This is a genomic window from Sporosarcina obsidiansis, assembly GCF_009651005.1.
GTDB classification, from domain to species: domain Bacteria; phylum Bacillota; class Bacilli; order Bacillales_A; family Planococcaceae; genus Sporosarcina; species Sporosarcina obsidiansis.
Window position 1 is genome coordinate 288,611 of record NZ_WHVW01000001.1, and the last position, 19,619, is coordinate 308,229.

Below are 19,619 nucleotides of genomic sequence, written 5' to 3' on the forward strand. Positions count from 1 at the left end.
CTCTTGGCTTCGGCTGACCCCGCAGTTGCGCCTTCGCTGGTGACTAATAGTTTAGAGTGCAGCCATTCCTTTTTGTTGCTGATCAAGTTTAAGCGAACTTCTTTATAGAGTGTACGGTGAGTGGCCCTCGTATCGCTTTGGAGATGGGGAATTGCTTTTTCCAGAAGTCAACTAGCAGTGGATGGATGAAAAGCTGTAGAAATTCATCAGTCAATTTTACAGGTGTTATCTTCGAAAAAAATTAACGTAACCAACTAACCAAAGTGATATAAATCTTGGATTACTTATCGAACAAAATTATATGGATATCTGGTGTAGGAGGAGGCTTTTCAGCACGCTGAGGAGCTTTTTTATCGTGAGGCAGACCGATTCACCGTGTAGTTAATATCTATTTTTAGAAACGAGCCAGTGGGCATTGTATGCGAAGCGAGTGTTGATCTAGCCGTTTTACGTGGAGAGCAGGTGTCTGCACTGGAGTTGCTTCAAGTCTAGAAAGGAATGGTTTCAGTATTATTGAAGGATTTGGCCCACCCCCATTATCAGGCTTTTGTGTTGAGTGATTGTACCGCGGAAGATATTTTGTCCGAAAAGGAAGAGAATACTTTTTTAGCAGCAGTAGAAGTGCCAACTGAGCAAGGAACTGTTTTTTACAATGACACGTTCGGAGGCAAACAAATGAAGCAACTTAGGGAGATGAATCAAAGAAGGAAATCATAAATCTTGGTTGACATTTCGAATATTATGGAGGTTATTGGAAATTTTAATATTGAGTAAAGTAAGAAATAACGGATGTGCCGCAAACGGGCCATTTAATTGAATAATGTTTTTAAAGAAATCTTGGAGTCTATGGCATAATAAAGATATTTTATAGGGAATTATTGTTATTATAGATAGTAGAACAATCTCATTTATTTTCTTATCCAAATAAAAGAACAATTAGGATCCGCAAATTTTACAAAGGGAGTGTGTTCATGTCAAAAATTGTTATTATTGAGGACACGGAAAAGATAAGAGAGGAACTAAAAACCTTTTTAATCAGATATGGATATGAGACTGTTGCGCCAACAAATTTTGAAAATATTATTAATGATACTCTAAGGGAAGAACCTGATCTAATACTTTTAGACATTAACCTGCCCATATTTGATGGATACTATATTTGCAGAGAAATAAGAAAAACCTCTGATGTACCAATAATAGTCGTTACGAGCAGGGATAACGAGATGGACGAACTTATGAGTATGAATTTAGGTGCTGATGATTTTATTACAAAGCCATTTAATACTCAAATTCTTTTGGCGAGGATTGAAACTATATTAAGAAGAGTTCACGGATCTAACCTCCGAGATACTATTGTTTATAACGATCTAAAGCTTAATTTATCCAATGGTTCTGTTATTTATAATAAGAGGACAGCAGAGCTAACCAAAAATGAACTCAAAATACTTTCCTGCTTGATTAAAAATAAAGGAAAGATCGTATCAAGGGATGATTTAATGGACTTTATGTGGAATTCTGATGTATTTGTTGATGATAATAATTTATCCGTTAATATTACGAGATTAAGAAAAAAACTTGAAGGAGTAGGGATGAAGGAAAATATAGAAACAAGACGTGGATTAGGTTATATACTACCATGAGTATAAAAGATTATTTAAAAGATAGAACGTTATTTCTGCTAATCAATTTTATATTATTCATCATCATATGCGGGATTATGCTACTAATTAACATTAACAGCAAAATAATTCTCCTGATTTTCTGCATATGGTTTTTCCCCATTCTATCTTATATAATTGTGGAATTTATTAAACAAAAAAGCTTTTACGTTAAGTTAAACGATATAATGGAAAGTTTGGATAAAAAATATCTATTGTCTGAAATTGTGAAAGAACCCCATTTTATAGAAGGTAAGTTCTTATATGATTTATTAAAACGGGCAAACAAGGATATGCATGAGCATGTAAAGAAATATAGAGATATGGAGCATGAGTATAGAGAGTATATAGAAACCTGGGTACATGAGATCAAGACCCCTATTGCATCAGCAAGGTTAATTATAGAAAATAATCAAAATGATATTACCAAAGACATTAATACTGAAATAAAGGAAATTGAAGAATACATCGAACAAGTATTATATTACTCAAGAAGTAATAATGTAAGCAAAGATTATATTATTAAAGAGGTCTCTTTAGCTACTCTTGTAAGAAGCGTCGTCAAGAAAAACTCCAGAGACTTTATTAGCAAAAGTATTTCTATTGATATTGAAGGTGTAGAAGGCATTGTGTACAGCGACGTTAAATGGCTGGAATTTATATTAAATCAAGTGATAGGAAATGCCATTAAATACGTTAGAGAAAGTATTGGTAAGGTGAAAATATTTACTACTCGAAATGAAAACAATATAGTACTTACCATAGAGGATAATGGCATAGGTATTAAAGAGAAGGACATAAATAGAGTTTTTGAAAAGGGGTTTACTGGCGAGAATGGAAGGAAGTTTGGAAGGTCTACCGGTATAGGACTTTATTTATGCAAAAAACTTGCTGCACAGCTTGGCTTAGGACTAACCTTAACTTCAAAAACGGGAGAAGGAACAAAGGTTAGCATTATTTTTCCTTTAGGAAACGTAAACTAAATGAATTGTTTTTTTGAGTGTAACGGATTTATGGCAATAGCTATAAATCCGTTTTTTTTTATGCCTAACCTTGCAAAAATGTAACTTTAATAAAATATAAACAAATATGTCCTCCTAATGACTACTGATAAGATACGTATAAGAAATCAGATTAGGGGGAATTGAAATGAAAAAAATAGTAAACACCATAGTGGCTGTCATATTTTTATTTGTTGGAGTTTTCTTTGCATACGAATACATTACGGATCCAAAGATTGTAGATGGGGTTGTGTCGAAAAGTATCGATGACAAGGGAAAACCCGTAGGGATAACAACTGAGTTCTCACCGGAGGATACGATTTATTTCAGTGCAAAAGCTAACAGATTTTGGATAAAAAAAGCAGAAGTCGTATGGTATAAAGGTGAAATTGCAACTGCAAACAGATTGTTAGTGGAGGAAGGAATTAAGCTTAATGAAGCAGGATACTTCACAGCCGAGCTATCTGTTCCCGAAGGTCTTGATGAAGGTGATTATAGTGTAACGATTTATGTAGACGGTAAGAAAATTCGAGAAACAGACGCCGAATTTGATATTAAAAAATAGAGAGAGATGTGAAAACGATTATTTGAAAATCTCATAAAACAGATGGAGGAAAGATAATGCAAACTATACTAAGCGTTGAAAAGATTGAAAAATATTATGGTAATAAAGGAAATATAACTAAAGCCATTGACAATATAAGCTTTAAGGTAAGACAGGGAGAGTTTCTAGGAATCATGGGTCCTTCAGGCAGCGGCAAGACGACACTCTTGAATTGTATTTCAACCATTGATAATGTGACGACGGGCAAAATTATTATAAATAATCAAGATATTACAGTTCTTAAGGCAAAAGCCATGGAAGAATTTAGACGTGATGAATTAGGTTTTATATTCCAGGATTTTAACCTTCTTGACACACTAACTGCTTACGAAAATATAGCTTTATCCTTAACGATACAAAATAGGGGAATAAAAGAAATAGATGAACTGATTAAAGATGTGGCGAAAAAACTTGAAATTACAGAAATGCTCAGCAAGTTTCCCTTTCAAATGTCAGGGGGACAGAAACAAAGAGTTGCATGTGCTAGGGCTATCGTTACTGAGCCCTCTCTTATTTTGGCCGATGAACCTACTGGCGCATTAGATTCAAAATCCTCAAGATTACTTTTGGGTTCATTTGAAAAACTGAATAAAGAGTTTCAATCCACGATACTGATGGTTACTCACGACTCCTTTACGGCAAGCTATGCCAATAGAATTTTGTTTATAAAAGATGGCCGGATTTTTAATGAATTAATACGTGGAGAAGATACGAGAAAGGAATTCTTCAATAAAATAATTGAAGTTGTTACTTTACTTGGAGGCGATGTTGGCAATGTTCTTTAAAATAGCTATTAACAATGTAAAAAGAAGCTTTAGGGATTATACAATATATTTCCTTACACTGACCCTTGCAGTATGTATATTCTATAGTTTCAACTCGATTAATTCTCAAAATTCCATATTAGAATTAAATAAAAATGCCAGCTTTATGATAACACTGAATAAACTTATTGCTGGAACGTCAGTATTTGTATCTTTTATTCTTGGCGGGCTGATCATTTATGCAAATAAATTTCTAATTAAAAAGCGGAAAAAAGAATTAGGTATATATATGACATTAGGAATGTCAAAACGTAAAATTTCAAAAATCTTGATCTTTGAAACCCTTTTAATAGGTGTGCTGTCCCTTGTGGTAGGAATTTTACTCGGAATTATCGTATCGCAGGGTCTGTCGCTTCTTGTGGCTAACATCTTGTCGGTTGATCTGAACAAATATAAGTTTATTATTTCATTGAGCGCGGTGGGTAAATCGGTTCTGTACTTTGGAATAATTTATCTGCTGGTAATGATCTTCAATCAGTTTACTATTTCGAAATACAAATTGATCGATATGTTAAATGCTACAAAGAAGAATGAAGAAGTAAAGCTCAAGAATTCTTTTATATCATTGTTAATATTTATTTTATCAATGGCATTGTTAGTAACTGCTTACACCAGGATACTAAAAACCGGCTTAGCTGCTGGAAACGGTGAATTGTCAGTCACTGTCATGATGGGAGTTATCGGAACTCTGTTATTCTTTTTCAGTCTCTCTAACTTCTTTATCCATATTGTGCAAAAGAGCAAAAGAATTTATCTGAAAGATATAAATATATTTGTATTAAGACAGATAAACAACAAGATCAATACTAACTTTCTATCTATGACTGTAATATGTCTTATGCTTTTTTTAACTATTACCCTTTTATTTACGGCGTTTGATTTGAAAGGAACAGTTGATAAAAATTTAGAAGAAAATATCCCTTTTGACGCTTCTGCGTTTCTCGTCGTTGATAACAAAAACGAAGATCCAAAGGTAAATGATATAGAAGAATATTTAAATAAAATAAACTTTAAATTTGAAACATATGAAAAACATTCCTTTTATGATGAATACAAACTTAATTTAACTATTGAGAATTTGTTATTAGAGTATTTAAGCAGTCAGGAGCAGATTGATTTAAAGAAAAATTATTTGGATGGCGCTGTATCCGCCATTAAAATATCGGATTATAATTCAATTATAAAGCTTAAGGGTCAAGAGGCTGTAAATTTGAAGGAGAATGAGGTTTTAGTTGTATCTAACTATGGTCGGGTCAATAGTGCTTTGCCTGACTATATGAAAAATGAAAACAGCATTAATATAGATGATAAAGTATATACCATCAAAAATGAAACTCCTATAGAGGAGAGTATAAAGAACACAGGAGGCAGCAAATTCTTTTATCTCATAATTCCTGATAACTTTAAAGGAGACCTGCAAACAGAGTTTACAAGTTTTAATGTGCTATATGATGATCGCTATTTTGAGAAATCGGAGAAGAAATTTTCAAACTTGTTTAATAAGCTTTCGGAAGATCAATATAGAGACATCTCTCCAGCCTTAGTTATCGGGAGTACAAGGGATCAAATACAAGATAAAGAAAATGGTTTTGCAGCAATAATTGTATTCATTGGTCTTTTTTTAGGTCTCATATTTATAATATCCAGCGCAGCAGTTATGGCATTGCAGCAGTTATCTGACGCAAGTGACAGCCTGGAACGATATAAGTCCCTGAAGAAAATCGGTGTTACTGAAAAATTAATAAACAAAGCGATATTGAAACAAAGCTTAATCTATTTTTTTGTACCCTTAGGCTTGGCTATTATTCATTCAATAGTAGGAATAACCGCAGTTAATGATATTTTAGCATTTCACTATCAAAGTATCATAGCAAGTTTTTTATTCCTTGTCATAATATATGGTGCATATTTTTATGCAACGTATGCTGGTGTTAAGAATATAGTTAAAAATAGCAACTAATTCTAATTAAATATATGTTGATTGGTGAACTAACAAGGATGCTTGGTTCGAAAGTAGCCAAGCATCTTACATAAATCCACCAACACATCAACAAAATAAGAGTGGAGGGAATTGCTATTATTTTAAAGAGAAAAATATTAACTGCTATTCTTAGTAGTTTGTTATTTGCACTTATCTTTTCACTACTTGGTAGCTTCGAAGTGAACCGATTTTTTAATTTATATTTCAATTTATATTATTTAAACTTATTATTTGTAATTACATACGGAGTTATTGCTTCCTGCTTTAGTGACTGGATTAGTAGGAAAATTGCTAAAGGATCTTATAGTTGTGAAATTATCTCCTTCTTATTACATTGCGGTTTCGGAGCAGTATTACAAGCATTTGGTCTTGGGTCGGCTATCTCATTCTTTATGATTGATCGTTTATTAAGTAGGGTTAAGATTGGATGGCTATCAGTTATCATAGCATTATCTATTGTAGTACTGGCATTTATAATTTTAATTAATTGGTAGACAAAATAAGCGAATAGACTTAACAGTGAGAGATTCGTATTATGTAATTAAAGTAACAAAATTTTTAGTTGAATATCGATTTTCAACAATCGGGCGCGATTATCGCACACTAAAAAGGTTAACTTCTCAATTTTTTGTTGAGAAGTTGACCTTTTTGTTATCTTATCTCCTAGCTTCCTAGCGTACATCCTATAAACTACCATTGAAATACAAATGCAACCAATGTCATGAAAGGCATATTGACAGCACTTGTGGTTTTAGTCGGGATTTGTGCAGCTTTATTTATCTGAATTCAGCAGAATCCAGATAAAGCCTCCGAACGCAATCACGCCAAGGCGTAATGGATTATCATCAAGCGTATGCCTTCTGCAGATGATCCGCACGAGAAAAATAAAGTGGTCAAAAGTGTCGGTCGTGTTAGCTGCAGCTGTGATCTGGCTATTACCGTGGTTGTACTCACTGGTCACATAAGTGCAAGTAATAGAAGACTACTTAACAAAAGTAGAATTTTCTACTTTTGAAAATTGGATGTGTATGAGCTGATTGAATTAGCTAGGATATCTGCCAGCAATAGAATACTACGAGGACGAGCGGCTTAATTACACATCTTCTTCTATGTTAGCAGTATAGTCTTAAAGAATCATAATTTGAAATCTATTTGACAATGATTATCATTATCACTTATGCTATTTATCAATGAGAAGAGTTCTCATTAAAACGAGGGGGTTTGAAGAGAGATGAAGAGATTAGTAAGTGTGTTAAGTGTGTTCGTACTGCTGTTGATTTTGGGAGCATGTGGCACTCGAGAAGACAAAGCGGCTGATAAAGCAGCGGCTTCTAGTAAAACTGAAGAGGTAGAGACGGCAAACTCAAGTATCGAAGTGACAGATCTTACAGGCCAGACACTGACGTTTGATCAAACACCATCATCAGTCGCTACATTGAGCTCAGGAGATTTAGATATGTTACTAGCACTTGATATAGAAGTAGCGGGGCGTCCGACTGTTCAAGGCCCGCCAGTAGAAGCACTTGCAGAAATTCCTGAAATCGGGAATCCACATCAGCCGAATTTTGAGAAGATTGCAGAAATAAATCCGGACGTTTTGATTGCCGCACCGAGCTTCAAACAGCACGAAGCCAATATGGAGCGTCAAGGAACGAAAATAGTGTACACTGCTGCCAATTCTGTTGAAGATATTCAAAAAACAATTGGATTGTTTGGACAGTTATTCGATAAAGAAAAAGAAGCGCAAACAATTCAAGACACGATTGCTAGTGCAATTCAGAAAAGTACAGAAGAACAAGCTCATCCTGTGAAGACATTACTCGTCTATGGAGCACCTGGTACCTATTTAGCGGCACTTCCAAATTCCTTGTCAGGAAACCTATTAGAATTAGCAGGCGGAGAGAATATAGCTAGTGATTTTCCGAATGAAGAAAAGTATCCACAGTACGCAAGCTTAAGTGTTGAGAAAATCATAGAACGCAATCCTAAAATGGTGATGTTAATTACGCATGGTGAGCCGGAAGCTGTCAAAGCTGCATTCGAAGGCGAAATGTTGAAGAATCCAGCTTGGAAAAACTTAGACGCGGTGAAGGCTGGAAATGTGATCGTATTGCCTTCTCACTTATTTGGTACCAATCCAGGAACCAAAGTGGTAGAGGCACTACATGTGATGAAAGATAGCTTAGGCCAGGTGAAATAAAATGATTGCTGCACACGAACAGACGCAGAAAGAACGACATCCACTTGCTAGGCAGCGTCTCATTGTGTTGGTGACAAGTGGCAGTTTGCTCTTGATCGCAGCTGTCGCTAGTTTGATGATCGGTCCAGTTTCGTTCTCCGTGCAAGAAATTTGGAATGGAATTTTCCGAGCTAATGACACGATGGAACGTCGCATTGTATGGGAATTACGATTTCCGCGTGTATTAGTTGGGTTAATCGTTGGGACTAGTTTGGCGGTGTCAGGTGCAATCTTGCAAGGAATTATGCGTAATCCACTCGCAGATCCAGGAATTATCGGTGTATCTTCCGGAGCAGGGCTTGCAGCGACCACGATCATGATTATATTTCCCGCGTATATCATGTTCTTACCACTGGCTGCATTTCTCGGTGCACTAGTTACTGCACTGGTCATTTATGCCCTGTCATGGAGAGGCGGTGCGTCACCGTTGCGAATTATCCTGGTCGGTGTAGCAATCAATGCGGTTATCGGTGCTTTTATGAGTGCGCTTATGCTGTTATACAGTGATCGGGTACAGTCGGTTTTGCCTTGGCTTGCGGGTGGGATTGCAGGTGTAGGTTGGGTTCAATTCGAGATGATCATATACTACGCAATTGTAGCGATCGTCCTTGCAGCATTTTCGATTAAGCATATCCGAATTTTACGATTAGGAGATGAAGTAGCCAAATTGCTTGGACACAACGTAGAAAGAAGCCGATTTTTCTTGATTGTTCTGAGTACGTTATTAGCTGGAATGGCTGTCAGTGTCTCAGGATTAATTGGTTTTGTTGGACTGGTGGTACCTCATATTATGCGTTCGATTGTAGGAGGAGATTATCGTTTCCTCTTGCCTGCTTCCGCGCTCGGCGGTGGATTGCTCGTGGTCGTGGCGGATACGATTGCTCGCAGTGCGTTTAATCCCATTGAATTGCCTGTTGGAATTTTACTGTCCTTCCTAGGCGGACCATTCTTCTTGTATTTAATTCAAAAACGGAGGGATTCATTTGCTGATAACTAAAGAGCTTACTTATCGTCATTCCTCTTCATTCGAATTATCATCGATCGATCTGCATATCAAGCAAGGGGAAATCGTCAGCCTGTTAGGACCAAATGGCTCGGGTAAGTCGACATTTTTGCGATTGATTTCACGACTCATTAGACCCGAAAGCGGAGAAGTCCTGTTGAATGGAGAGCAGTTGAAGCAAATGAAATCGCAGGAAGTGGCGAGAAACTTGGCGATGCTACCTCAAATGCAAGATCATCAATTGGATGTCACGGTTGGAGAGCTAGTAGAATTCGGCAGACATCCTCACCGATCAGCATACGGGAAGCTTAGTGCAGAAGATCAGGAGATTATTAATTGGGCAATAGATGTAACAAATTTAGGGGCTTATAAAAATCGAATGTTACAGTCATTGTCTGGCGGAGAACGACAACGTGCATGGATTGCGATGGCTATTGCCCAGCGTCCGAAAATCTTATTGCTAGATGAACCGACTACGTATTTGGATATTTCACATCAACTAGAAGTGATGGAGCTTGTGACGGAGCTGAATGAAACATATGGGATGACGGTTGTCATGGTACTTCATGATATTAACCAAGCGGCAAGTTACAGTGATCGGCTGATTGTGTTGAAGGACGGACGTGTAAGATTCGATGGTATTCCACAATGCGTCTTATGTAAAGATATGTTTCAATCAATTTTTGAAATTGATGCGGAAATTTTTATGAATAATGGGAAGTGCTTTTTCACGCCTAGTAAATTACGAAAGGGAGAATGTTATGAGAACAGAAGGGGAAAAGAAACAACCAATTGATCAAGGGCTCGTACGTCAATTTTTGATTGCGGCTCATGGGAATTTTGAGGAAGTGCAGCAACTGATCGAACAGGAACCCGATTTAGTTCATGCGGTAATGAACTGGGGAGGCGATGACTGGGAAAGTGGTTTGGGCGCAGCTGCCCATACCGGAAACCGGGAGATTGCAGAGTATTTAGTGGGGAAGGGCGCCCGCATGGACATTTTTGCAGCGGCAATGCTAGGGGAATTGGAAATTGTTCAATTTATGCACAAATGGTATCCCGATTTTAGTGAGTTAAAAGGACCTCATGGTATTCCGTTATTACGTCATGCTGTGGCAGGCGGAGAGCAAGCGCAACACGTAGTAGACTATTTAGAGATGATGAAATTGGAGGCAGTGTAATGCAAATGATGACAGCAATTAATACAATTTTTGTAGAAAAAGGAAAAGGGGAGCAAGTGACAGCTCGTTTTGCGAAAGCGAAAGCTGTGCATACATTTGAAGGATTTATTCGCATGGAAGTGTTGTTGAAAGAAGATGCAGAAGAACGAGATGAAGTGAAGGTTTGCACGACATGGGAAGATCGTAAATACTTCGAAAACTGGCTGCATAGTCGTGAAAATTCGAAAGCACATGATGTGAAAGCTCCTTCGACAGAACCAAGTCCCATTCTTGGAAATGAAGTGACAACGTTCGCTGTGAAGGTGCAGCACTTACCGGTACAATCCAGTGCAGTAAAGTGACTGATTAGAGACATGGCGGCAGGCTAGATCAATTGCTCTGCCGCTTCCTATCCATTCCGAAAACGATCTATGCAAATACTCCGCTGCATAGATGGCTTTCGGAATATCGTAAGCAACACTGTATATCGCGTGGACACTTGAAAGTACATTATTGAATTCTCCCATTCGCAACCCTCCCTTACTCGCGGACATTCTGGGGATACGAAAACAATATGGATTTCAAGCTGTTCCTTTTGCTGCTTTCCTTAACGGGAAAGCAGTTTTTTTTATTGAGTTACCGTACTTACGGGTAACTTGAATTCGGCATGTAAGGTCTGCGCTCATAACGCAGTTTAAGTGATCATAAACTTTAACTGTGGCGATGAAAAGGAAGAAAACCGCAACAACCAGTGATAGGTTGTTGCGGTTTTCACTTAAAATAATAAATGGGCAATTCCTGCAATAATCGGTAACGCAATAATTGTACGAAGCAAGAAAATCATAAGTAAATCAAAAATATTCAGTGGAATTTTCGTACCTAAGATTAACCCACCTACTTCAGACATATAAATGAGCTGGACGACTGAAATGGCTGCAATCGTAAATAACGTAATAGGAGAAGAAATCATGCCTTCCGCTAAAATGACAGGCAAGAACATATCTGCAAATCCAACAACCATTGTTTGTGCAGCATCAGCAGCTTCTGGAATTTGTAAAAATTGTAAGATGTACTCAAAAGGTTTCCCCAGTATTCTAAACACACTTGTGTATTCTGCTACCATCAACGCCATCGTACCGAATGCCATAACAACCGGTGCGACACCGAACCACATATCCAGTACATTTTGCATTCCGGCTCTGAATGTTTTTCCGATTGAACGTTGCTTAGAAGCTGTTTGTAATGCGTTATCCAAGCCTAATGAAAATACATTTTTCCCCTTAGGTAGTTGCTCGTCTTCTAATGAAAACTCTCGGTCATCAATATACGTATTCTTAATAGAACGTAAAGGATAAATCCTTGGCATGATGAGTGCCAAAATCAAACCCGTCAAAATAACGGTTCCGTAAAATGGTATAAAGTAGTCTCCCATCCCAACTTTTTCGATGATGACCAATGAAAACGTAATGGATACAACTGAAAACGTTGTCGAAATAATGGCAGCTTCTCGCTGAGTATAGTAACCTTCTTCGTATTGTTTACTTGTAAGTAAAACACCGATCGTTCCGTCCCCAATCCATGAAGCGAGGGCATCGATAGAAGAACGACCTGGCAGTTTGAATAATGGTCTCATCACTTTGACCATCAGCGTTCCGAAAAACTCTAACAAACCAAAGTTCAGCAATAAAGGGAGCAACAGTCCTGCGAATAAGAAGATACTGAATAAAAAGGAAACTAGACCATCTTTCGCTAATAAAAGACCACCTGTATTTTCACTCCAAATGGCTTCAGGCCCCAGTTGATAGACGACCATAATGGAGAAAATTGCTCCAATGATGCGAGTGATCGTCCAGAATGGTGTCACCTTGAATAAATTCATAAAGAATGATGGACGATGTGTGTCCTTTTGTACAAATAGATAAAGAACTGAACCTAACGCTGAAAGCGAAATGAGGATCATCATTAATTGAGGGATAATTGGTTCCAGTGCACTTGCCATAAGGTCAGCTAGCTTGGCAATGGGTACTTTCCAGCCGCCAGCAAGAGGAAGGGGAACCATAAATAATAAAATTCCAAGGATCGATGGAATTAAAAATACAAACCAAGTACTGATGCTATATTTCTTCAATGTAAGTCTCTCCTCGTAATTGATCTGAAGAATGTATATTTATACATTATACGGTGTGAACACGCAATGTAAATACTTTAACATAAAATGCAACTTTTCAGTCAGTGAATGGACTCTATTGCTACTAGGATAAGGCGGTTTTGCAAATATCAGTTGGAAAATTGAGTACCTACAGTTGAATGATAACTAAACAAGAGAAACATTACATGAATGTAAATGCGATATTACAGGTTAGTAAAAGTAAAAAAATAGACGTTTCCTCTTTAAATCTTCTAGAAAAAAGCGTATGCTATTCCAATAGTATTGATTATGAGGTAGAAATGGAGGAGGATGTTGGTGGTTTTTGGAGAAAACATCAAAGTCCGTAAACGCATCTTACAGTTGATCGAAGGCTTAACAGATGAGGAATTTAACGGAACACCATCATGCGGCGGTTGGTCTCCCAAGCAAATCGTTGAACATTTAGCGTTAATGGAGTGCCGGGTAGCTACAAACATCGCCAAAGAATTAAAAAACCCTGACAGTCTCCGTGTATTCAAAAAGCCGATTGTTGTCTCGGCCAGTCCTCTAATCAAGGCTTATTTTATGGAATACACAGAACCGACTGATACGTATCTTTCGACTTCAGAGATTAAAGAACGATTGCATGAATCACGAAATTACTTACTTGATATTTATGATTCGGCTAGTGAGGATGAGCTTCGAGGAAAATCTTTTAAGCATCCCGTTTTCGGACATGTTCCGTTAATTCAATGGTTCCGATTTGTCGGGTTCCACGAGAAACGTCATTTGAGACAATTGAGAAGAGCTGTGGAGCATGTGAAGTCTGATTTCTCTCTGATATATCAATCGTCTAAATAATATATAGGAAAGGACTTGGCCATTATCTGGTACAAGTCCTTTTTTTTATACAAACAGATATAGCGGTTCATTATTGTGAATTTTCAGCTATACTTTACGTAAGTAGAAAAGGGGGAGAGTAGATGAATCAGTCTCATTTCGACACGCCTGAAAAGTTACGAAGTCTATTATGCGAGCTTGTTAGTTGGGATAGCCGTACATTGACAGAAGGAGAGCGTTTCTTTTCATGGAAATTACAAAATAAATTAGGCGAGTTATCTTATTTTAAAGAACATCCCGAGCAAGTGACACTTCATGATGCTGGGCTTGGAAGGCAAGTGGTTCAAGCACTTTACACACATCCTGATGCTTCCGATACGATTGTACTAATTAGTCATTTTGACACGGTGCACACAGATGAATATGGAGCACTTGAGCCGCTTGCATTTCATCCAGAAGAGCTGACGAAAAAATTATTGGAAAGCAAAGAAACCTTGACGGAAGCGGCGAGAAGTGACTTGGAGTCAGGTAACTATTTGTTTGGCCGCGGCACGATGGATATGAAGATGGGGCTTGCCTTGCATATGCAGCTAATTGAGCGGGCGAGCTTGGAAATGTGGCCGATTAATTTATTACTCTGTACAGTACCTGACGAAGAAGTAAATTCTGCTGGAATGCGTGCAGCTGTTAAAGAGCTCGTTCGTTTGCAAGAGGAAACAGGTCTACGTTACAAATTATTCCTAAACGGAGAGCCTTCTTTTTCTCAAGGACCTACTGATACGAAGGAATATATGTATTCGGGGACGATTGGTAAAATTATGCCTGCAGCTTTATTCTATGGTAAGGAAACGCATGTAGGGGAGCCGTTAAAAGGAATTACTGCAGATTATATGGCGTCCTTTTTAACACAGGCCATGGAGTGGAATCCGCTGTTTCAAGAGTCTGATCGCGGTGAATCTACGCCATTGCCTGTTACCTTACTGCAGAAAGATTTAAAAATACAATACTCCACACAAACACCGCAGCGAGCAGCCGCTTTGTATAATGTGTTCGTTTTCAAGCAGTCAGCAGCTGAGGTACTAAACCTGTTTGAGCGAGTGGCAAAAGATGCAATGGCACAATGTAATGAAGCGTATCGTACAGTCTGTGCACGTGAAAATGCAGAACCAGTCGGTAATATTCGGGTCATGCGTTTCGAGGAACTATTGGAATATGCGCACAACAAGCTTGGAGAAGGAGAAGTGGCGCGCCTCAAGCAAGAAGTATTGTTGCAGGAAGATTGGGATGATCGAGAACAATCGATTCGCATTGTCGATACATTAATGATTGAGTGCCAAGAACTTGGTCCTGCCGTTGTACTGTTTTACGCACCACCTTATTATCCTGCAGTGAATTCTTCTGAGGATCCTCTGGTCATTGAATCGATTCAGTTCTTGAAAGACAGGGCCCAAGCATTTGATTTGGCACTGGAACAAGTCCATTATTTTAACGGGATTTGTGATTTAAGCTATGTTCATTACCAGGATAAAGAGGATAATTGGAAGGCTTTCGCTAATAATACACCAGTTTATGGCGCCACATATGATATTCCTTTTGAGGATATGCGAAAATTAACAGCTCCTGTACTAAACGTTGGTCCATTCGGTAAGGACGCTCACCAAAAGACAGAGCGCGTCCATATCGATAGTGCGTTTAAAGAAATGCCTGTACTTCTAGAACAGCTTGTAAAAAAATTGGCGGGCATGCAACAGAAGCCGAAGTCTAGGTAAAGTTCTCCTTCCTTCATAACGTAACGCTCCTGTCTGAAAAAAGACAGGAGCATTATTATACTTAAAGTTGTTGTTTAAATGATTCGACTCACTTCCTGGGATTGGTTTTCTAAAGCCGTAGCCGATAAAGCGATCGATTGGAACTCTTTCATCGCGATTTCAATTTCTTGTTGGCATTGCACAATGTTTTGTTGAGCCAATGAAGTCCCTTTAGATATGACCCCGATATCTTCTGTGATGGTTTCAATCCCTCTTCGAACTTCAATAATAGACTCTTCCACATTACCAGATAGCTTTCGGACTTCCTTCGCCACTACGTCAAATCCTCTTCCGTATTCTCCAGCTCGGGCCGCTTCGATAGCAGCATTAAGTGCCAGTAGATTTGTTTGACTGGCAATTTTCCGAATGGTTGTAACAATCCCTTGGATATCATTTGAGTGTGCCTCCAAGTTGCGTAGAGATTGATTGTTTTGCTCGGACACTTCTGCTATCCCTTTAATCATTGTAAGAAGTTCATTACTTCTTTTCTCCCCAATATCTGCTCGTTCAGATAACACTTCTGCCATTTGGTGCATTTCATTTACGACTTCTACAACAGAGTTATGACGAGAAGTAATATCTGTAGCAATTTTTGAGACACCTATTACTCGTTTATGGTCTTCGCTGAAAATGGGTATATACGTAGCTTCAAGCCAGACAGGGACACCCGATTTCGATTTTCGCTGGATTTTTCCTTGAAAGCTAATTCCTTTAGATAAATTAATCCATTGTGTTTCATAGGCATCGCTTTTTAAAAAGTTTGGAAAGCAAAATGTTTCATGCTTCATGCCGATCATTTCTTCTGGTTGATAGCCGATCGTTTGGGCGAAGTTTTTATTCACATACGCAACACGACGGTCCATAGTAAATCGAATAATCGCTAAATTGTCTTCCATTGCCTTCACAACATCCTGATCGGTAACCTGTTGAATCATAGATTTTACCATAAACTAAGCCTCCTATAGATTAAATATCATACGATGGTGGTTAAATTTGTTATATTAATTAAACCATAGAGTCTAAAGGAATAGAACAGTAAGAGAAATTAAAATTTTATATGTGACTATAATTCGAAGTTACTATATTGCGGGAAAGTATTCCTGTTCGACTTCTTTTCAACTTTTAAATATTTCAGCTATACTAAGTACTAGTAGTAGCTAGAAGATGGGATGTGGAAAGATGAGTCATTTAGTAGTAGAGAAATTAACCAAAACGGTTGGAGATAAAACTCTATTTGAAAATGTTGAGTTTACCATTACGAGTGGAGAGAAGGTAGGCTTAATCGGCATTAATGGTACCGGGAAGTCCACGTTATTGTCTATTCTTGCGGGTCAGGAAGAGGCGGATTCATACTTCGCGGATCATCCGAATAAATTCAGGATTGCTTTTCTTCCACAGGAACCTATTGTAGATCCAAACTTAACTGTTATGGAAACTGTTTTTGAAAGCGATGCGCCGATTATTCAATTGAATCTTCGTTATGAACATGCTTTGCAGGAACTTTCAGTGGATTCATCAAATCGAGAATGTCAAGAACGATTCACGCGTCTTCAAAACGAAATGGACGAGACGGGTGGCTGGGATTTGAATGCTCAGGCACGTACGATTCTTATGAAGCTAGGGATTGATATGTTTGATCGCAAAATGGGCGAGCTTTCAGGTGGACAGCAGAAACGGGTAGCCCTTGCAAAAGTGCTGATTGAGCCGGCTGATCTCTTATTACTTGATGAACCGACCAACCACTTGGATGTAGAATCGATTCAATGGTTACAAGACTTTTTACAAAATGTGCAGGGAGCTGTATTGTTCATCACGCATGACCGATACTTTTTAGATCAAGTCGCAACTCATATATATGAATTAGCGAACAAAACGTTATATTCACATACTGGGAACTATGCGGACTATTTGGAATCAAAAGCACTGCGTGAAGAAATGGCTGCCTCAACTGAGCAGAAAAACCGCAATCGCTATCGGAATGAATTAAAATGGATACGTCGTGGTGCGAAGGCTCGTTCGACAAAACAAAAAGCACGAATTGGACGTTTTGAAGAATTAGAGGAAAAGGTGAAGCAAACCGATACTTCATTAGATCTAGAAATGGACTTGCAAACCTCGCGTCTAGGTAAGAAAGTACTGGAAATTAATGAAATCACTAAGCGGTTCGGTGATCAAGTTATTTTACATCCGTTTTCCGCCATCTTACAGGCGAAAGATCGAATTGCCATTGTAGGACCAAATGGTGTCGGGAAGACGACTCTTCTTCAGATGTTAGAAGGTTCAATTTCCCCAGATTCAGGTGAGATTGAAAAAGGATCCACAGTGAAAATCGCACATTTTCACCAGCACATCCCGCCTATGGGAGAGAATCAGCGGATTATTGAATATATTCGTGAGACGTCTAATGATATAGAAGACGGCAGTGGCGCACGTCTGTCTGCCACTCAAATGTTAGAGCGATTTTTATTTCCTGCTTCGACACATGGTACACCAATTGGAAAACTATCTGGTGGGGAGCGGAAACGCCTCTACTTACTAAAGTTATTGATGGAGCAGCCGAATGTCTTACTGTTAGATGAGCCGACAAATGATTTAGACTTGGAAACGTTGTCTGTCTTAGAATCATTTATTGATACTTTTTCGGGTGTTGTTGTAACGATTTCACACGATCGTTTTTTCCTAGATCGAATCTCCCGAAAGTTGTGGGTACTCGATGGCACTGGAAACGTGAACGTATGGCTTGGTATCTATTCTGACTTTTTAGAAGAAGTACCACAAAAAAATGATAAAATTGTGACGAAAAATGAAGTCAAACAGTCAGAAGAACCGAAACAGAAAAAGAAGATGACGTATTCGGAGAAAAAACAGTGGGAAACCATTGAGCAAGATATAGAAGTGCTAGAAGGAAAGATTTCTGAAACAGAACAAGAAATGACGGGAACAGGATCTGATTATGATCGACTTCGATTACTCGACGAACAGCTAACAGAACTGAATGAGCAATATGAAGAACTGATTGAACGCTGGTCTTATTTACAAGACTTAGCCGAGTGACGTAGAACGCGAAGATGGAGGAGATTTTCTTGAGAATAAAATCAATAGAACCGACGCCAAGTCCTAATTCGATGAAAATTATTTTGGATACTGCGTTGCCTGATGGGACGAGTCATAATTATAGAAAGAAAGATGAAGTAGAGGCAACTGAACCAATTCGTTCACTCTTGGCAATCCAAGGTGTAAAAGGAATTTATCATGTACAAGACTTCATGGCGGTGGAGCGAATTGGCAATATACCCTGGGAAATTATACTCGCGGAAGTGCGAGCTGTTTTAAATGAAGAAGGCGAGGTGACGGAACAATCGGAAGCAGTGGAAATAGATGAACATTATGGTGAAGTCTATGTCCATGTGCAAACGTATAAAGATATTCCGTTGCAAGTAAAAGTCTTCAATAGTGATGCGGAAGTACGTTTCGGTTTGAGTGAACGGTTCCGCCAAGCAATGGAAACTGTACACCATGCAGAGGTGGAAAACTATATTTTATTAAGAAAGTGGGCGGATTATGGCATTCGCTATGGCGAACTACAAGAAGTTGGGGATCAGGTAGTGCAGGAACTTGAAGCGGCCTATCCAGAAAAACGTCTGCAGGAGCTAGTGGAAAAAGCCCAGAAAGCAGGCGAAGAGACGAAAGCGAGAGGCCGAAAAGTGACACTCGCAGAATTTACCGTGCCGGAATGGGAAAAGAGATTCCAACTCTTGGACCAAATGCCAGATCCAGATGTTTCTGATTATCCAGTGCTGACAATTGCACTGGAAGATGAGAAAATGTCGATTCGTCGATTAGCGACGGTTTATCTTGGAATGATTGAAGATGAATCCGTCATTCCGTTTATCGAAAAAGCGTTAGAGGATAAAAGTTGGGCAGTTCGTCGTACCGCAGCGGATTGCATGAGCGATCTTGGGTATATTGGATTTGAAACTGCAGCGATCCGTTTGTTAAAAGACAAAAATAAATTAGTTCGCTGGCGAGCAGCTATGTTTTTATATGAAACGGGCACGGAGCGTGCATTACCTGCTTTACATGAGGCTGAAAACGATACGGAGTTTGAAGTGAAATTGCAAGTACGTATGGCAATTGCTCGTATTGAAGAAGGCGAAGAAGCAAAAGGGTCTATCTGGCGTCAGATGACGGAAAGAACATAATAACATGATGGGAAACCTTTGAGATCTGAAGAAGATTCAAAGGTTTCTCTTTTTTTTATTGACAGAGTATTTAAACGGGTTTATGATGGTGTTATTAATTCGGAATTGTTTTCCGGTATTCGTAAAGTAATAATTATTATTGTGGGAGTAAAAGAATGGAGGATGTCTATA

At 38.4% G+C, this 19,619-nt stretch carries 18 protein-coding genes; 15 read left to right on the top strand and 3 right to left on the bottom strand.

Translation table 11 applies throughout. The features are described 5' to 3' along the window. The first annotated feature begins 498 nt into the window (after positions 1–498). The 11 genes from GD002_RS01195 (at position 499) to GD002_RS01245 (ending at position 10,832) form a co-directional block, all read left to right on the top strand. Complete coding sequence (locus tag GD002_RS01195) at positions 499–717, top strand: hypothetical protein (protein ID WP_153730491.1); 219 nt, start codon at positions 499–501, stop codon at positions 715–717. Between the two features lie 254 nt (positions 718–971). Then, entirely contained in the window at positions 972–1,640 is a 669-nt protein-coding gene (locus GD002_RS01200) for a response regulator transcription factor (protein WP_153730492.1), read from the top strand. Further along, complete coding sequence (locus tag GD002_RS01205) at positions 1,637–2,641, top strand: sensor histidine kinase (protein ID WP_153730493.1); 1,005 nt, start codon at positions 1,637–1,639, stop codon at positions 2,639–2,641. Before GD002_RS01200 ends, GD002_RS01205 begins: the two co-directional genes overlap by 4 nt. A 166-nt stretch (positions 2,642–2,807) precedes the next feature. Next, on the top strand, positions 2,808–3,224 hold the full coding sequence (locus GD002_RS01210; RefSeq protein WP_153730494.1) for a hypothetical protein: 417 nt from the start codon (positions 2,808–2,810) through the stop codon (positions 3,222–3,224). Between the two features lie 56 nt (positions 3,225–3,280). After that, entirely contained in the window at positions 3,281–4,048 is a 768-nt protein-coding gene (locus GD002_RS01215) for an ABC transporter ATP-binding protein (protein ID WP_153730495.1), read from the top strand. Beyond that, complete coding sequence (locus tag GD002_RS01220; RefSeq protein ID WP_153730588.1) at positions 4,038–6,047, top strand: ABC transporter permease; 2,010 nt, start codon at positions 4,038–4,040, stop codon at positions 6,045–6,047. Before GD002_RS01215 ends, GD002_RS01220 begins: the two co-directional genes overlap by 11 nt. A 1,252-nt stretch (positions 6,048–7,299) precedes the next feature. Continuing rightward, entirely contained in the window at positions 7,300–8,268 is a 969-nt protein-coding gene (locus GD002_RS01225; protein WP_153730496.1) for an ABC transporter substrate-binding protein, read from the top strand. A gap of 4 nt (positions 8,269–8,272) precedes the next feature. Further along, entirely contained in the window at positions 8,273–9,304 is a 1,032-nt protein-coding gene (locus GD002_RS01230) for a FecCD family ABC transporter permease (protein ID WP_408020067.1), read from the top strand. Next, on the top strand, positions 9,291–10,106 hold the full coding sequence (locus GD002_RS01235) for an ABC transporter ATP-binding protein (protein WP_153730498.1): 816 nt from the start codon (positions 9,291–9,293) through the stop codon (positions 10,104–10,106). The genes GD002_RS01230 and GD002_RS01235 overlap by 14 nt, the downstream gene beginning before the upstream one ends. Further along, positions 10,072–10,491, top strand: coding sequence for an ankyrin repeat domain-containing protein (locus GD002_RS01240; RefSeq protein ID WP_153730499.1), 420 nt, complete (start codon positions 10,072–10,074; stop codon positions 10,489–10,491). Before GD002_RS01235 ends, GD002_RS01240 begins: the two co-directional genes overlap by 35 nt. After that, complete coding sequence (locus tag GD002_RS01245) at positions 10,491–10,832, top strand: antibiotic biosynthesis monooxygenase (protein ID WP_228548241.1); 342 nt, start codon at positions 10,491–10,493, stop codon at positions 10,830–10,832. Before GD002_RS01240 ends, GD002_RS01245 begins: the two co-directional genes overlap by 1 nt. On the opposite strand, the gene GD002_RS01250 is transcribed toward GD002_RS01245, so the two are convergent. Both GD002_RS01250 and GD002_RS01255 read right to left on the bottom strand, forming a co-directional pair. Then, on the bottom strand, positions 10,803–10,997 hold the full coding sequence (locus GD002_RS01250) for a hypothetical protein (RefSeq protein ID WP_153730500.1): 195 nt from the start codon (positions 10,995–10,997) through the stop codon (positions 10,803–10,805). The genes GD002_RS01245 and GD002_RS01250 overlap by 30 nt on opposite strands. A 248-nt stretch (positions 10,998–11,245) precedes the next feature. Further along, positions 11,246–12,598, bottom strand: a complete 1,353-nt coding sequence (locus tag GD002_RS01255) for a YjiH family protein (protein WP_153730501.1) — start codon at positions 12,596–12,598, stop codon at positions 11,246–11,248. Positions 12,599–12,928: 330 nt separating this feature from the next. On the opposite strand from GD002_RS01255, the gene GD002_RS01260 reads away from it, so the two are divergent. Further along, positions 12,929–13,459, top strand: coding sequence for a DinB family protein (locus GD002_RS01260; protein WP_408020064.1), 531 nt, complete (start codon positions 12,929–12,931; stop codon positions 13,457–13,459). A 122-nt stretch (positions 13,460–13,581) separates the two neighbouring features. After that, a complete protein-coding gene (locus tag GD002_RS01265; RefSeq protein ID WP_153730503.1) occupies positions 13,582–15,207 on the top strand; it encodes a M20/M25/M40 family metallo-hydrolase in 1,626 nt (541 codons plus the stop codon). Between the two features lie 74 nt (positions 15,208–15,281). Here GD002_RS01265 and GD002_RS18090 read toward each other — a convergent pair whose 3' ends face one another. Beyond that, positions 15,282–16,193, bottom strand: coding sequence for a methyl-accepting chemotaxis protein (locus tag GD002_RS18090; protein ID WP_153730504.1), 912 nt, complete (start codon positions 16,191–16,193; stop codon positions 15,282–15,284). A 232-nt stretch (positions 16,194–16,425) separates the two neighbouring features. Between GD002_RS18090 and GD002_RS01275 the strand changes: the two genes are divergently transcribed. Together GD002_RS01275 and GD002_RS01280 are read left to right on the top strand one after the other, a co-directional pair. Then, positions 16,426–18,300 (top strand): ABC-F family ATP-binding cassette domain-containing protein, encoded by a 1,875-nt coding sequence (locus GD002_RS01275; RefSeq protein WP_153730505.1) that lies wholly within the window; start codon positions 16,426–16,428, stop codon positions 18,298–18,300. A 29-nt stretch (positions 18,301–18,329) separates the two neighbouring features. Then, positions 18,330–19,448, top strand: a complete 1,119-nt coding sequence (locus tag GD002_RS01280; RefSeq protein WP_153730506.1) for a conserved virulence factor C family protein — start codon at positions 18,330–18,332, stop codon at positions 19,446–19,448. Positions 19,449–19,619: the final 171 nt, after the last annotated feature.